The sequence below is a fragment of the Lacticaseibacillus paracasei subsp. paracasei genome (assembly GCF_000829035.1).
GTDB lineage: Bacteria > Bacillota > Bacilli > Lactobacillales > Lactobacillaceae > Lacticaseibacillus > Lacticaseibacillus paracasei.
The window spans coordinates 1,892,092-1,905,513 of record NZ_AP012541.1 but is presented as its reverse complement, the minus strand read 5'-3'; the positions used below and the strand labels follow the sequence as shown (position 1 = coordinate 1,905,513).

Genomic DNA, 13,422 nt, shown 5'->3' with positions numbered 1-13,422 from the left:
TTTTTTGCTATAATAGGCCACGAAGCGAGGGGGAACGACCGATGAATCAAGTGGTGCCAGCAGTCAAAAGGAATCTGGATCTTTCGGAGAATCGGCCGATTAAAGAGGCGGTGTACGAAGCGCTTCGCAAGACGATTTTGTTAGGGGAAATACCCAGCGGCGAGCGTATTAACGAAAAGAATTTGTCCGAAAATCTCAATATCAGTCGGACACCGATTCGGTATGCGCTTGAACGATTAGATGAAGAAGATCTGGTCGAACGTAAAACCGGTATCGGTGTCATTGTGAAGGGCATTTCGATCAACGATGCCTACGAGATTTTTGATATTCGCAAGGAATTAGATGTTTTAGCAACGCGTAAGGCAATGCGGCTAATGACGCCGGCTCAATTTAAACAGATGCGTGCGCTTCTGGAAGAAACGGATCGGTTGAATGATGCTGGCCGGGTGCCTGAAGTCATGGCCAAATTTACCGAGTTTAATAACTTTATTTACGATGCCAGCCATATGTTGCGCCTGAAAATGATTGTCAACCAATTACAAAATTACTTGATCTATTTTCGTGACATCAGTATTAACGGGGATGATCGGCGTAATCTTGCGATTCAGGAACATTGGCTGATTTATCGGGGGATGTTAAACCGCGATGATGATCAAATCAAACTGATCACGCGTGAACATTTGGGCCACTCATTGCAATATATTCTGAAAGTTATGAAGGCAAAGAACATTGAATGAACAAACAATCGCCCAAGCAGCGGTCACGAGTCTGCGGGCAGAGGTTTTGCTTGCGCCGAAGCCGGGCTTAGTTGATCCGGAGTCCAATGGAGCTCATCGCGATATGAACGTCACCACCTTTGAGGCCAGCATTCATGCGCTGGCCCCTTATTTTGGTCAGTATCTGCATGCTGGATTAACGGCGGCAACGGTACCACAGTTGTACCAGCAATTGCGGACGATCGGGGTAAAGGCTGAAAAAGCGATGATGACAGCTACAGTAGGTGTGAATACGCATCGCGGGGCTAATTTTTCTTTTGGGTTTTTACTGGGTGCTTTGGGATGGTTGTTGCAAAAGCAAAGTCTTAAGCAGTTAGTCATGCATGATTTTGCCCCGCTTTTTCCGGCAGTGGCGCAAATTGCGCAAGGCGTGAGCGGCGATTTTCGCGATCTCAGTGAAAAAAAACAGTTGAGTCATGGCGAGGCGTTGTATATGAAGCATGGTGTGACTGGCGTGCGTGGTGAGGCGTTAGCCGGCTACCCGACGATCCGGACGGTGATCCTGCCTTACTTACGGCAAACCACGACACGCGGCGATCTGCGCTATCTACAGCTGATGGTTCATCTGATGGCACAAGTTGAAGATGCTAATGTGTTGCACCGTGGGGGGCCAGCTGGGTTACGGTTTGTTCAGGATGCGGCCAAAGCGTTGTTACATGTCCCGGCGTCCCGGCTACCTAATGGGTTGCGCGCTTTAAACGCCGAAATGATTGCACGAAATTTGAGCCCCGGCGGCACGGCCGACTACCTTAGTCTGGCGTATTTTTTTGATGCGTTGATGCAGCAAACGGGATGAGTTCGATGTGCCGAATTGATCCGATTGCCATATTTTGATCCGCAATATTAACCACGTCACTGTCAGTTAAACCGCCAACCTTGCCGCGAATCGGTGGCAGCATCTGACCACTAGGTGTTTGCAGGTTAAGCTGGGCTGTTACTGTTTGGCCTTCTGCATAGGCTTGTAGCAAGATTGCGCGAATGACCGCTTGATCCTGAAGGGGCAGCGGGGGATAAACCAGCGCTTCGCTTTTAGATTGCTTCTTTAAAGCGGCTGTATGATCAGAAAGATAGTAGCCTTGCCATTTACGCATGCCGCGATCAAAGTAACGATTTGCGAAAAAATCCGCCACCATGGCATCGAATCTTTCGGTGCCGATTTTTTCTTCATAAGTCATGATGATCACCTCAAATCGATTATACGAACATACGTTTGCTTCGGCAAGAGGGAACCACCGCTTTTTAAATGTTACAAAAAGATGACAGTGAGAATGCCGCAATTATTAAGATTTGCTTGCGTTGACATCGTTTTGTAACATTTTATTAGGCAGCATGATAGGCTAGAGATAATAAGAAAAACGGACCTGTCGACGACAGTATGTCTAGTTGGGAGTGAATGACATGAAAAAGTGGTTTTTGTTGGCAACAGCGATTTTGACCTTCAGTGGGGTTTCCGGTGCTGCACTTTATCAGCATCAGGCAAATGCCGGGACTGATACAAAAACAGTCACTGTCACAACGCCTAAAAAGCAACCAGCTGCAACAGTAAAACCTAAAAAAGAGAATGCGACCGCCTCTTCGACAGTCGCTGTAACAAATTCCTCAGCGGCAACAACACAACCTTCTGAAGAGATCAGCAGTTCGAGCACGGTTGCGACTGTGCATACCGAGACAGCTTCGACAGCAAGTACGACTCAAGCAACGCCTTCGGTCAGTGCTGAGGATGTCAGCAACACTGCACCGGTTTATCTCGGCACATGGCAGAATGAGCACGTGACGCTGACAATTACGGCAGACCAGCTGACCGTTGTTCAGGCTGGCGTAACAACAAAAACCGGCTATAAGGTAACGCCAGAAGGCAATGGTTTTGTCTTGATCCCGACAGATGTCGGCGCTGATGCCATTTATTTGGTGCCAGTTAGTGGCGGCCTTGAATGGGTCGCGCCCGGTGTCGCATCGCCATTGATTCTGCATCACGCATGAAGTTCTTTACTTAAGATAACCGTGAACCGACCTTTGCAGCCGGTGACGGTTGATGTTTGTTAAAATTGACGCATAAAAATAGCGTTGCGATCACCATTCGGAATGAAGGTTGATCGCAACGCTATTTTACTGACCGAATTTGTTGTTAAGCTCAGTCTGTCGCTTTGTTCAACGTTTTGTCTTCAACCGTCGTAAACAAGTGATGATCAAAAAAGCGCTTGGTTTCTGGCAAGGCAAAACTTGTGTAGTCGCGGGCATGACCGGTTCCGGGTACAACATGCAGTCCGATATCGCGACCAAACATGGCAGCTTGTTGTAAAAAGTGCAAGGCACTTGGCAGTGGCATCAATTCATCAGCTGAATTGAACAACAATGCCGGACCTAATTGATCGGTTAAATGGTTGGTGGGATTGACCGCGGTCAACAAACGCGGGTCTAAGCCGCCAAGGTAAGTCTGCACGAAATACTTGTAAAATGAATCATGAATTTCGTGGATCTCGGTAAGACCAAGTTCTTTTTTCCCATCCACAGAAGCCTTTACCATTTGATTTTTTTGAACCCAGTTGGCAAAATCAACAACAGGGGACCATGCAACGAGCGGATAGCCGGAAGCTAAACTGTTTTGCAGAACCATGGTGCCGCCTGAACTTGCCCCCAAAAGTCCCAAACGCTCACGATCAAAATCGTAAGGGGAAGCAAGTAACCAATTAATGAAATGATCGAAATCGTTTTGTGCTGTTGGATATAAATATTTAGGGGCTAAGCGAAAGTTCGGAATCGCAAATAGATAGCCGGCATCGGCAAAATATTTACCTAAATCGCTTTCATTTTCCTTATCGCCGCGAAACCAGCCACCGCCGTGTGCATACACGATGGCACCGCCATTGGCTTCGTCAGGTACATAGAGATCGGCGGCTAAATTATAGGCGCTATCGTAGATCACGTCTTTTTCCACTTGCATATTTGCCTGTTCCTCCTTATTCTTGTACATTAACCATAGTCTAACCATAGTCCCAAAACCCGTTTAAATGCAAATCTGGATTCCGATTCGTTCGGTTTTAAGTGCGGAAGAGGGATGGCGAAAGGAAATAGGTATGCGATATTCATTTACGTCAAAGGTGACACGGTCGACAACGGTCAAACGTTGGCTAGCAGAGCAAGGTGTCAGTCATCGCTTGTTCAAAAAAATGCTGGCAGATCATTTGATCTGGGTTGATGGGCAAGCATCTGGCAATGGTCCGGTTGAAGCTGGCCAGATTATCCGCTTTGAAATTCCGACTAGCAAAACGCTGACGCCAGAGTTTGCGCCTTTAGAAGTCATTTATGAAGATGCTAATTGGCTAATTGTCTCAAAACCAGCTGGATTGACAAGCGTTCCCGGACCCCACACACCGAATTCGAGTTTATTGAATCGTATTGCGGGCTATTTGGTTGAGCAAAAAATTGACGCACCACAACCAGCCATCATGACTCGACTTGATCGCGATACTGTCGGACTGGTGCTGGCTGCAAAACATCCATACGCACAAGGCCGGTTTGATCAAGCACATCAACGCACACTGACGAAGCATTACTTGGCGGTTGTCAGCGGTAAATTGCCATCCCCAAAAGGTGAAATTGATGCACCTCTGAAATTAGCGGCGGATGGCATTCACCGAATTGTGGCAGCTGATGGCCAGACGGCGCTGACAAAATACCGGGTTTTAAAAGAAAAAACCAATACTTTGGTTGATGTCCAGTTGCTGACCGGTCGGACACATCAAATTCGCGTTCATTTTGCAAGTTTAGGTCATCCATTAATTGGCGATCACCTTTATGGTCAGCCAGATGCGCGAATACCGTATCAAGCCTTGCAGGCGACGCGGTTGAAATTTACGGATCCTTTTTCGGAAAAGCGGATTACGGCTGAATTGCCGGTGCCGGCTTTGTTTAACCAACTGCTGACAGAAGCACCCCAAATTGAGCCAACAATCTGACCTAGTATGACGTGCAGTAGATTCAGACGAAGACATGAAAAAAAGCCGAAGTGCAAAATGTGTTTGCACTTCGGCTTTTAGTAAAGTTAGTGACCAAACATCGTCAGGCGTTTGTATCGGGATGCATCAGGCGATTTTCAACCGTCTGCCAGTTGATGACCTTGAAGAAGGCGTCCACATATTCTGGTCGGCGATTTTGATAATGCAAGTAATACGCGTGCTCCCAGACATCCAAGCCTAGCAGCGGGTACTGATGATACGTGATTGGTGAATCTTGATTTGCTGTCGTCACAATTTTTAAGGTCGCGTTGTCTTTGACAAGCCAGGCCCAACCTGATCCAAAAACAGATAAAGCTGCTTGACTGAATTCGGCTTTGAACTTGTCAAATGAATCGAAGGTACTTTCAAGATCTGCTAATAATTGGCCGTCCGGTTTGATGGTGCTTTCAGGACTCAGCATCGTCCAAAACAATGAGTGATTATAGTGTCCGCCGCCATTGTTCCGGACGGAAACGCGCACGCTTTCTGGCAGCGCATCAAGCCCTGTCAATAGTTGCTCAATGGATTTGCCGGCCGCCTGAGGGACACCATCTAAACTGGCATTAAGTTTATCAATGTATGTCTGATGATGCTTGTCATGGTGAAGGTGCATCGTTGTTGCGTCAATGTAAGGTTCAAGAGCTGCGTAGTCAAAAGGTAAATCTGGCAAAACAAATGTCATAGGAATCAACCTTTCTTGTTTGAGGACAGCGTCACACACTTACTATAAGTAACTTTAGCATGTTGAAGAATGGCCAGCCTAATAACTTGCTCATGTTAATAATAATGTTGTGCCAGTGGTGGCTCATCAGCAGTCATAAAAAGACAAAAAATATCGCGTCCCACCAATGATAAACACTGATAGGAGGCGATATAGACTGATGAAGTCATTGAATAATTACTTAACTTCGGTGAAAACCACGCGCTTGTGCAGCTTCGGTGAATACTTCTTGAGTTGCAAACGATCAGGTGTATTCCGCTTGTTCTTGGAAGTCAAATAGATCCGTTCGCCGGTTTCATTGTTGCCTAAGATGATGTTATTCCGCATGTTTTAGCACCTCACTTTTTCATAATTTAACCTGTCAAGCATACAGGATTGACAGCCTAAAATCAAGGCTGGGCATTAAACGCTGCAAAAGGTGTAACACCGTGATTCTGCGCAATTTCAGCGACACCTTCAGGATCAGCATCTGCCAAACCGGCCAAATCAATTGAGTCGCTTTCGCCAGTGTCGGCCTGAACGACTTGGAATAGGGGTTCTGCTGGATAGACGAACAACTGCGATGTTGTTTTGACTTCTTGAGTTTCTTGGGTCAATAGAGGCACATTTTGCAATGAACTCAACAATGCTTGATTCGCTTCCAAAAAGTCATTTAATGTATCCCAACTATCAAGAATTGCGATAGGTGGTTCTAGTGGTGTGAGATAAGCAGCAAAGCGATGCAAATCGTCTTCCCATTGACGCACGGCACTTTCGGCGAAGGTTGTCTGATCCAATTGTTGAACTAATAACTGAGAGACAGACTCACTTTTAACCGAATCGGGCATACCAGTGATTCGTGCAGTTAAATCCGTAATGCACTGGAATGCCTGCTTGACATTCGCTAAAAATTTTAAAATATCCGTTCCGCCAGCACTTTCATATGCTGTTTGAAACTCATTTCCGAGCATGCGATTGTTTGACATGGGAAGTCCTCCTTTAAACGTGCTCACTGACGCCTAAACCGTCTCACAAGGACCTCGAGCACAATGACCATGGCGGCGCATCATTGCATTTGAGGCCACTTATATGCCGGTTTCTAACCGCGCCAATTCACGCTCTTTTTAAACGCGATCACTGGCGCAGGAACCTCCTCATAAGGACCTTGGCCACAATGACCAAAGTGCAGTCATCGCGTCCCAGCCCACTTATGTTCCGGTTTCTAACCGCATCAGTTCACGCTCTCCCTTTATCATAAGCCAATCGTGAGCAGGCAGCACGTTTTTCTACTGGTTATGCCGCCGATGCCAAGTGCTCCAGCCCCATGTACCGGTCAAGATGAGGAGAAGCGCAATGGCGATACCAGTAATGATCCAAGGCAGTTGTGGATTGTCAGGTGCTTTTGTCTTTGGTTTGTTGACAACAGGTTGTAGGGTGTTTTTTGGTAAATGACCGCTATAGTGAAAGGCAAGTGTTTTTGTCCAAGAAAAGTCGCCTGATTTAGCTGTCCATTTGAGGGAATAGTCACCAGCCATGAGTTTGCGGTCATTGAGCAGGATGCTTTGGGTGAAAAATGAGTGCGGAGCGACGGCTTGCCCCACAAAATGACCGGTTATCAAGGCCTTTTTTGTTCCTGTTTTGCTTAAGGCATAGTCACTCGTGATGTCACCGAACTGATTGCCAGAAGGATTGCTGATGGTTGCTTGGACGGCGGCATAGTGGTTAATCGTACCAATGCCTGCTTTTGTCATTGCCAGTAGTGGCGGATTAGGCGTCTTGAAATCTTGGCGCAAAATAGTGGTGATCCCGATAGCAAAACGATTTGTGAAGCGAACGCCGCTTACCGACTTGTTGGTGCTGGAGTCATTTTCAGGAGACACATAGAAACCGCCAGAAATAACGCCAATAAAATGCTGGCTCGGTGCTTTTAATATATAAGTGACCAATTTTTCTGTTTTGGCTGGTACACTGACTTTTTCCGGCCCGCTAATGAGCGTATTCAAACGGCGTGCATCTTGGTTCAAAGGCGGCATAGCGCGATCAAAGGCGATGGCACCGCTATCGGTGGTATAAGCAGGGTTCACGGCAATTGTATAAGTTTGCACCTGATCAGATAGGTTGCTGATGCGAAGTTGCAAATTTTCTTGTTGGCCAGGATCGACCTGCAAGTCAAAATAGCCTGCGTCTGCCTGTTTTTGATTACTTGGCAGCACAGGCGTAACAGCAAACTCTGGTGTTGTTGCGGTAGTCTTTTGCCCTGCTGCAATGAGAAATGGACTGATGACTAGCACCATTAGTGCAAACAAAGCGATTCTTTTCATGACAAACCCTCCACAGACCGCTAATACCGTCGTCGAAGCGGTATCGGTGGATGTTTTTATCCAACTTTATGTAGCAGATAGTTGTCAGTGCCTAGATTGCATAATTAAAGTTACCACCCAGAAAATGTGAAAAAAGACCTGTCCGTTCTTGCTAAAATGGTGTTTGCATAACATACCATCTAGAGAGAAGGACAGGTCCCATGGCCATTATAACCTTAATTGAACGATCTCAGATAGAACTGATGCAACACCACACGATTCAATACATCGCCGCGACCTTAGGCCGCTCTCGTATTTCTATTAGGCATGAGCTTCACCGTTGCCCTGAAGGTGATTACTGCGCCATTATAGCTCAGGATCATGCCGATACTTGTCGGCATCGTTGTGGTCGGCACTCGATTTTAACGCCTAAGTTGAAGCGGATGGTAACTGAGAAGCTAAACCTAGGTTGGTCCCCTGAAATGGTCGGTTATGCCGTTCACTGTGCGCCACACACGATTTACCACTGGATTTATCAAAGACAAGTCGATTTTCAGCCAAGCCAACTCTTTGATCACGGTAAACGTCATAAAAGAAGACAAGACCTTCGGTCGCGCTATAACCAAGCAGTAGGCACCTCAATTGAGATTCGCAGTGAGTCAGCTAATCGGCGAACCGAAAAAGGACATTTAGAGATGGATACAGTTCGCGGTGGTCGCGGGTCAAAGGCTGCTGTTTTGACCATTGTCGATCGGGTGACACGTTTAATGGCGACAACTAAGCTTGAAAACTTATCACAAAATGCTGTTCTCAAGGGATTTGCAAGACTGATGGTGGACTTTCCGGGTCCGGTTCGATCAGTGACGGTTGATCACGGTAAAGAGTTTTCCTGCGATCAGGCGCTTACAAAGCGCTATCGGATACCGGTTTACTTTTGCCACGCCTATCACCCGAATGAACGGGGCACAAATGAACGGTTCAATCGAGAACTTCGCTACTATTTCCCGAAGGGAACACAGTTTGATCAGGTTTCAGAGACCGATATTCAACAAGCCACAGCGCTTATCAATAACAAACCTAGAAAATGTCTCCGTTGGCAAACCCCAGTTCAAGCAGTGAGCAAGCCTCTTTCTAGGTGGTAACTTTATTATTGCAATCTAGGAGTGACTATCTGCAGGTTGATGGTGATGAACCGACACACCAGTGCAGCCATTTTAATGAAGATCACCACATCTGGCGAAAATATAAGCATGAATAAGGTCGCTAGTTTTCGGATTCGATTGTTTTAAGTCGTTTCATCAACTTGACATATGTGCGTTTCATTTCTGGTCGGTGCGTCCTCCTTTCTTATAAAAAATCCCAGTCCAAGTGTTGGTCACTAGCTTAAACTGCATTCAATATAGTCGGCGATAACGGACAGTCACAAGATAACAACTTTATTTTACCGATTATTTCAATAAACAAAGCGTTGGAAGCTTGTGATGGACGCATCATGAAAGGAGCTAGGGCTTGTTATCTGGTTGCGAATACTCGATAATATGAAAAGAAAAATAGTTTCGTCACTTTAAAATATGGCGAAGAAACCAAAAAAAAGCTGCGACGATCTCACAAAGTAGAAAAATCTTTCCAATTCATGAGACCGTTAGTCTGAAAGGAGCTGCTGATGCTGAAAGGATCGCGAGTCGCTGTCCGGCCATTTGAATTGACTGACGTTGAGGATTATTTCGCCTATGCACATTTAAAACAAGCCACATTACCAGCTGGCATGACCCCCTTAAAGTCACAAGCAGCCGCCTTAGAACACATTCGACGATTTGCCCGTGAAAAGCAGGATTTGGCATTGGTGTATCGGCAGCATGTTGTCGGCAACATCGGCGTCTATCCGCGTGATTTATCGCCTTTGACCGGGGATGATATGACGCGGGAAATCGGCTATATCCTGCATCCCCATTTTTGGCATCGTGGTTTCATGACCGAAGGCTTGCGACTGGTGATCGATGATCAATTTCATAACGGCATTCAAGCCGTCTGGGCAGGTGTCTTTCCAGAAAATATCGCTTCTATCAACTTGTTACAGCGTCTCGGCTTTGATTTTCAGTTCGAAGTGCCGCTCCCTCGTGGGTTGACACCTGATCAACCGCGCAATGAGCGATACTACCGATTACTCCCCAATCAGTTTGAAAAATGAGAAATTACTATAGCTATTTTATGAAAGCCGGGTGAATTCATCCCGGTTTTTCTCTTTTAGATAGGCATCGGTTTGAAAAATGTTATAATGAAAACGAGTAATAGTCTGGAGGTTTCAAGATGACTGTGCAAACAGAGTATCAGCAAGCGTATAACAAGCGGCTTGCAGCGATCGAGGCAGATCCACGGCTAACCGTGCTGTCTAGCATGAATCAACCGCAGGACGCAGCCCAAAAAAAGGTAAGCCAATATATTGTGTTTACTGATTTTAAATTCGATGAGCAAAAGCAAAAAACAAATTCAATTTACGTTTATACGCCTTTTGAAAATGTTGATAAATATGGCCATTCCAAAGCGGATTATCAGTCACAACTTTTGTTTGAAACCAATCGTTGGGATAACGGCATGCACATCACTGTCTTGGAGACCCTTGGGTCGGAGAGCCGGCTCGCTTTCTACGATTTTGAAAATATGGGCTTGGCCCAGCTTGCTTTGAAAGCTTTCATTAATTTGGCAACGAAAGCTGACATTGCCCAAGTCGACGGTACGATTAGTTCGTTTGACAAGGTTAATTTGACAAAGCTGCGGCATATTTTCACTAAATTTGGTTTTACAATTAAACTGACTGATCCGCAGACTGGTATTGGCAAAATCAGTCGTAAGATGCAATGATCTGTTTATCCAGCTTATGCAGTGTATTTAATGAACATCGTCTTTTAGAGGCGGTGTTTTTTTTAACTAATGTGTTGCGGCTCAGCGAAGACTAGGCAAACTATTGGGTCGTGATCAACTTTTGTGGCATGATGGCGTTAGCAAACCATTCGTAAGAAAAGTACGCCGCATTGTCAATGGAATGAAACAGATTTATGGAAATAATGTAACAGCAATTTGCTGTTTAATTGCTGTTTTTCAATAAAAATAGGGTTGAATCGAAACACAATAAGCGTAATATGAAACACATCAATCAGGAGGAAGTGGCAAAATGGCAGAAGAGAAGCGCTATGGTGCGGATTTGATCGTCGAAAGTTTAACGAATCACGGCATTGACTATGTTTTTGGGATTCCTGGAGCCAAAATTGATCGGGTTTTTGAAAGTCTGGAGCATCCTAAATCAGAAAAGAGTCCGCAGCTAATCGTTGCGCGACATGAACAAAATGCGGCGTTTATGGCCGCTGGCATCGGTCGTTTGACCGGCAAACCAGGGGTTGTTCTGACAACTTCAGGACCGGGAGCATCAAACTTGGCAACCGGCTTGGTAACCGCAACGGCTGAAGGTGATCCGGTTTTGGCTTTATCCGGTCAGGTCAAACGCGCTGATTTGCTGCGAAGTTCTCATCAAAGCATGCGTAACGCCGATCTTTTTGCCCCGATCACCAAATATGCGGCTGAAGTTCAGGACCCCGATAACGTGAGTGAAATAATTGCGAACGCGTATCAAGCGGCTGAATCTGGCAAGCAAGGCGCAAGTTTTGTTTCTATTCCGCAAGATGTCACAGATTCGCCAGTCAACTCGGAACCGATAAAACCACTGGTCGCACCAAAACTTGGACCGGCTAGTCCCAGTGATATGACGTATCTGGCGCACGCCATCAAGGAAGCGTCATTGCCAGTGTTGTTGTTAGGAATGCGGGCATCGTCAAGTGATGTAACAGCAGAGATTCGCGAATTACTTTCAGTAACGGAACTACCTGTTGTGGAAACTTTCCAAGGTGCTGGCATCATTTCTCACCGTCAGATTGACAACTTCTTCGGCCGGGTTGGCCTGTTCCGCAATCAACCAGGTGACATGTTGTTACAACATAGTGATTTGGTCATTGCTATTGGGTACGATCCCGTTGAATATGAACCACGTAACTGGAATGCGGATGGCAAGGCGCGCATCATTGTTATTGATGATGTTCCAGCTGAGATTGATCATAACTTCCAGCCGGAAACTGAACTCATTGGTGATATTTCGCAAACGTTAGATATTTTGGTGCCATTGTTACGTGGCTATCAAGTTGCACCTGGCAGCAAGCGCTATTTAGAAGACCTTCAGGCAAAACTGCAGGATAGCGATGTACCACCGGCAATTGCTGATCAAAAAGTGCTTCATCCGCTCAGCATTGTTGCCGCCTTACAGGAGCGGGTCACGGATGAAATGACCGTTGCTGTTGACGTTGGGAGTCATTATATATGGATGGCTCGGCACTTCAGAAGTTATGAACCGCGGCATTTGCTGTTTTCCAATGGGATGCAAACGCTCGGTGTCGCCTTACCATGGGCGATTGCTGCAACGTTGGTTCGCCCAGGAAAAAAGGCGGTCTCAGTTTCTGGTGATGGCGGCTTTCTCTTTTCCGGACAGGAATTAGAAACAGCAGTGCGCTTGCATGCAGACTTAGTGCATATTATTTGGAATGATGGCCATTATGATATGGTAAAATTTCAAGAGGAAATGAAGTACGGTCGTGCAGCTGGCGTTGACTTTGGTCCGGTTGACTTTGTGAAGTATGCAGAAGCATTTGGAGCAAAGGGACTGCGGGTCAATAAACCAAGTGAATTAGGGCAGGTTTTGGATGAGGCGTTTGCTACACCAGGCCCAGTTTTAGTTGATATTCCAGTTGATTATTCTGATAATGCGGAGCTTGGCGCGGCGATGCTTCCTGACCAAATTTACTAAGCTTTTGTTCATTCGTCAGCATTGCGCTTGGCGATCGCGTAATAGGAGGAGACCATCTGTGAATACTGATCGGTTATATCAACATGGCACATTGGCAATGCTTGTACCCGGATTGTTTGCTGGTACGCAAAAGATTGAAGAACTGCTGCAGCATGGCAATACTGGTATTGGCACTTTGACGGGGCTAGATGGCGAACTTGTGATCATTGATAGCAAAGTTTATCAAGTCAATGCACAAGGCGCTGTTCGCGAAGTCGGGTCAGAAGAAGAAGTACCGTTTGCAAACGTGCATTATCAAGCTGATAAATCTGTAGGCAAACTACAAGGACTTGATTTGTCAGGCTTTCAAAAAACGGTTTTGGAACGCCTTCAAACGGCCAATCTTTTTGCTGCAGTACGCGTTGAGGGGCGGTTTACGCAGATGCATACACGCGCGGTGTTGCCACAACAGCCACCGTATCCAACGCTTACTGAAACAGCTTCAGGTCAAAAAGAATTCAACGCTGAGAATATCAAGGGTACATTGATTGGGTATTATTCGCCTGATCTCTATGCGGGTGCGGTGTCACCGGGGTTCCACTTGCATTTTCTTGACGCTGATCATCACATGGGTGGCCATATTCTTGGCTTCGAACTCGACAGTGGCGAATTGTTTCTGCAAAAGTTTAGTGACTTCCAGCTACATCTGCCGACAACCAACGATGCTTTTTTAAAGCAAAAATTTGACACGGCAACACTGGTAGCCGATATTCGCAAGGCTGAGAATTGAGTTAAAGCCTTGTGAGAGGCAGTTGCTGTTGAAGGC

15 protein-coding genes are annotated in these 13,422 nt (G+C 46.1%); 9 read left to right on the top strand and 6 right to left on the bottom strand.

Features of this window, described 5'->3' with window-relative positions:
- Positions 1-41 precede the first annotated feature (41 nt).
- Positions 42-737, top strand: coding sequence for a GntR family transcriptional regulator (locus LBPC_RS09400; protein WP_003566168.1), 696 nt, complete (start codon positions 42-44; stop codon positions 735-737).
- Positions 730-1,572, top strand: coding sequence for a triphosphoribosyl-dephospho-CoA synthase CitG (gene citG / locus LBPC_RS09395; RefSeq protein WP_003566166.1), 843 nt, complete (start codon positions 730-732; stop codon positions 1,570-1,572). The genes LBPC_RS09400 and citG overlap by 8 nt, the downstream gene beginning before the upstream one ends.
- Here citG and LBPC_RS09390 read toward each other — a convergent pair.
- Entirely contained in the window at positions 1,526-1,951 is a 426-nt protein-coding gene (locus LBPC_RS09390; RefSeq protein WP_003566163.1) for a hypothetical protein, read from the bottom strand. The two genes, citG and LBPC_RS09390, sit on opposite strands and share 47 nt — an antisense overlap.
- A 223-nt stretch (positions 1,952-2,174) precedes the next feature.
- On the opposite strand from LBPC_RS09390, the gene LBPC_RS09385 reads away from it, so the two are divergent.
- The gene (locus LBPC_RS09385; RefSeq protein ID WP_003566161.1) at positions 2,175-2,756 is read left to right on the top strand and encodes a hypothetical protein; all 582 of its coding nucleotides are present in this window, start codon (positions 2,175-2,177) and stop codon (positions 2,754-2,756) included.
- 151 nt (positions 2,757-2,907) lie between these two features.
- On the opposite strand, the gene LBPC_RS09380 is transcribed toward LBPC_RS09385, so the two are convergent.
- Positions 2,908-3,717, bottom strand: coding sequence for an alpha/beta hydrolase (locus tag LBPC_RS09380; RefSeq protein WP_003566159.1), 810 nt, complete (start codon positions 3,715-3,717; stop codon positions 2,908-2,910).
- Between the two features lie 133 nt (positions 3,718-3,850).
- Here LBPC_RS09380 and LBPC_RS09375 point away from each other — a divergent pair, with 133 nt between their 5' ends.
- Complete coding sequence (locus tag LBPC_RS09375) at positions 3,851-4,732, top strand: RluA family pseudouridine synthase (RefSeq protein ID WP_003566157.1); 882 nt, start codon at positions 3,851-3,853, stop codon at positions 4,730-4,732.
- Between the two features lie 103 nt (positions 4,733-4,835).
- On the opposite strand, the gene LBPC_RS09370 is transcribed toward LBPC_RS09375, so the two are convergent.
- The 4 genes from LBPC_RS09370 to LBPC_RS09355 all read right to left on the bottom strand — a co-directional run bounded on the left by LBPC_RS09370 (position 4,836) and on the right by LBPC_RS09355 (position 7,792).
- Positions 4,836-5,453 carry a superoxide dismutase gene (locus LBPC_RS09370; protein WP_003595009.1) on the bottom strand — a complete coding sequence of 206 codons (618 nt, stop codon included), beginning with the start codon at positions 5,451-5,453 and terminating at the stop codon, positions 4,836-4,838.
- A gap of 216 nt (positions 5,454-5,669) precedes the next feature.
- Positions 5,670-5,819 (bottom strand): 50S ribosomal protein L33, encoded by a 150-nt coding sequence (rpmG, locus tag LBPC_RS09365; protein WP_004562109.1) that lies wholly within the window; start codon positions 5,817-5,819, stop codon positions 5,670-5,672.
- Positions 5,820-5,881: 62 nt separating this feature from the next.
- On the bottom strand, positions 5,882-6,457 hold the full coding sequence (locus tag LBPC_RS09360; RefSeq protein WP_003566145.1) for a hypothetical protein: 576 nt from the start codon (positions 6,455-6,457) through the stop codon (positions 5,882-5,884).
- Between the two features lie 300 nt (positions 6,458-6,757).
- Entirely contained in the window at positions 6,758-7,792 is a 1,035-nt protein-coding gene (locus LBPC_RS09355; protein WP_004562110.1) for a DUF916 domain-containing protein, read from the bottom strand.
- Positions 7,793-7,992: 200 nt separating this feature from the next.
- Here LBPC_RS09355 and LBPC_RS09350 point away from each other — a divergent pair, with 200 nt between their 5' ends.
- The 5 genes from LBPC_RS09350 (at position 7,993) to budA (ending at position 13,386) form a co-directional block, all read left to right on the top strand.
- The gene (locus tag LBPC_RS09350; RefSeq protein ID WP_003574021.1) at positions 7,993-8,913 is read left to right on the top strand and encodes an IS30 family transposase; all 921 of its coding nucleotides are present in this window, start codon (positions 7,993-7,995) and stop codon (positions 8,911-8,913) included.
- A gap of 521 nt (positions 8,914-9,434) precedes the next feature.
- Entirely contained in the window at positions 9,435-9,959 is a 525-nt protein-coding gene (locus LBPC_RS09345; protein WP_003566141.1) for a GNAT family N-acetyltransferase, read from the top strand.
- A gap of 119 nt (positions 9,960-10,078) precedes the next feature.
- Positions 10,079-10,630: a hypothetical protein gene (locus LBPC_RS09340; protein WP_003566139.1), complete on the top strand. Its 552-nt coding sequence runs from the start codon at positions 10,079-10,081 to the stop codon at positions 10,628-10,630.
- Positions 10,631-10,940: 310 nt separating this feature from the next.
- Positions 10,941-12,617, top strand: coding sequence for an acetolactate synthase AlsS (gene alsS, locus LBPC_RS09335; protein ID WP_003570709.1), 1,677 nt, complete (start codon positions 10,941-10,943; stop codon positions 12,615-12,617).
- A 58-nt stretch (positions 12,618-12,675) separates the two neighbouring features.
- Positions 12,676-13,386 (top strand): acetolactate decarboxylase, encoded by a 711-nt coding sequence (gene budA / locus LBPC_RS09330; protein WP_003566135.1) that lies wholly within the window; start codon positions 12,676-12,678, stop codon positions 13,384-13,386.
- Positions 13,387-13,422: the final 36 nt, after the last annotated feature.

Coding starts and splice junctions, on each gene's coding strand:
- LBPC_RS09355 (WP_004562110.1), bottom strand. CDS start 7,792: ATGAAAAGAATCGCTTTGTTTGCACTAATGGTGCTAGTCATCAGTCCA.
- LBPC_RS09385 (WP_003566161.1), top strand. CDS start 2,175: ATGAAAAAGTGGTTTTTGTTGGCAACAGCGATTTTGACCTTCAGTGGG.
- LBPC_RS09345 (WP_003566141.1), top strand. CDS start 9,435: ATGCTGAAAGGATCGCGAGTCGCTGTCCGGCCATTTGAATTGACTGAC.
- LBPC_RS09380 (WP_003566159.1), bottom strand. CDS start 3,717: ATGCAAGTGGAAAAAGACGTGATCTACGATAGCGCCTATAATTTAGCC.
- alsS (WP_003570709.1), top strand. CDS start 10,941: ATGGCAGAAGAGAAGCGCTATGGTGCGGATTTGATCGTCGAAAGTTTA.
- rpmG (WP_004562109.1), bottom strand. CDS start 5,819: ATGCGGAATAACATCATCTTAGGCAACAATGAAACCGGCGAACGGATC.
- LBPC_RS09350 (WP_003574021.1), top strand. CDS start 7,993: ATGGCCATTATAACCTTAATTGAACGATCTCAGATAGAACTGATGCAA.
- LBPC_RS09375 (WP_003566157.1), top strand. CDS start 3,851: ATGCGATATTCATTTACGTCAAAGGTGACACGGTCGACAACGGTCAAA.
- LBPC_RS09390 (WP_003566163.1), bottom strand. CDS start 1,951: ATGACTTATGAAGAAAAAATCGGCACCGAAAGATTCGATGCCATGGTG.
- LBPC_RS09340 (WP_003566139.1), top strand. CDS start 10,079: ATGACTGTGCAAACAGAGTATCAGCAAGCGTATAACAAGCGGCTTGCA.
- LBPC_RS09400 (WP_003566168.1), top strand. CDS start 42: ATGAATCAAGTGGTGCCAGCAGTCAAAAGGAATCTGGATCTTTCGGAG.
- LBPC_RS09370 (WP_003595009.1), bottom strand. CDS start 5,453: ATGACATTTGTTTTGCCAGATTTACCTTTTGACTACGCAGCTCTTGAA.
- LBPC_RS09360 (WP_003566145.1), bottom strand. CDS start 6,457: ATGTCAAACAATCGCATGCTCGGAAATGAGTTTCAAACAGCATATGAA.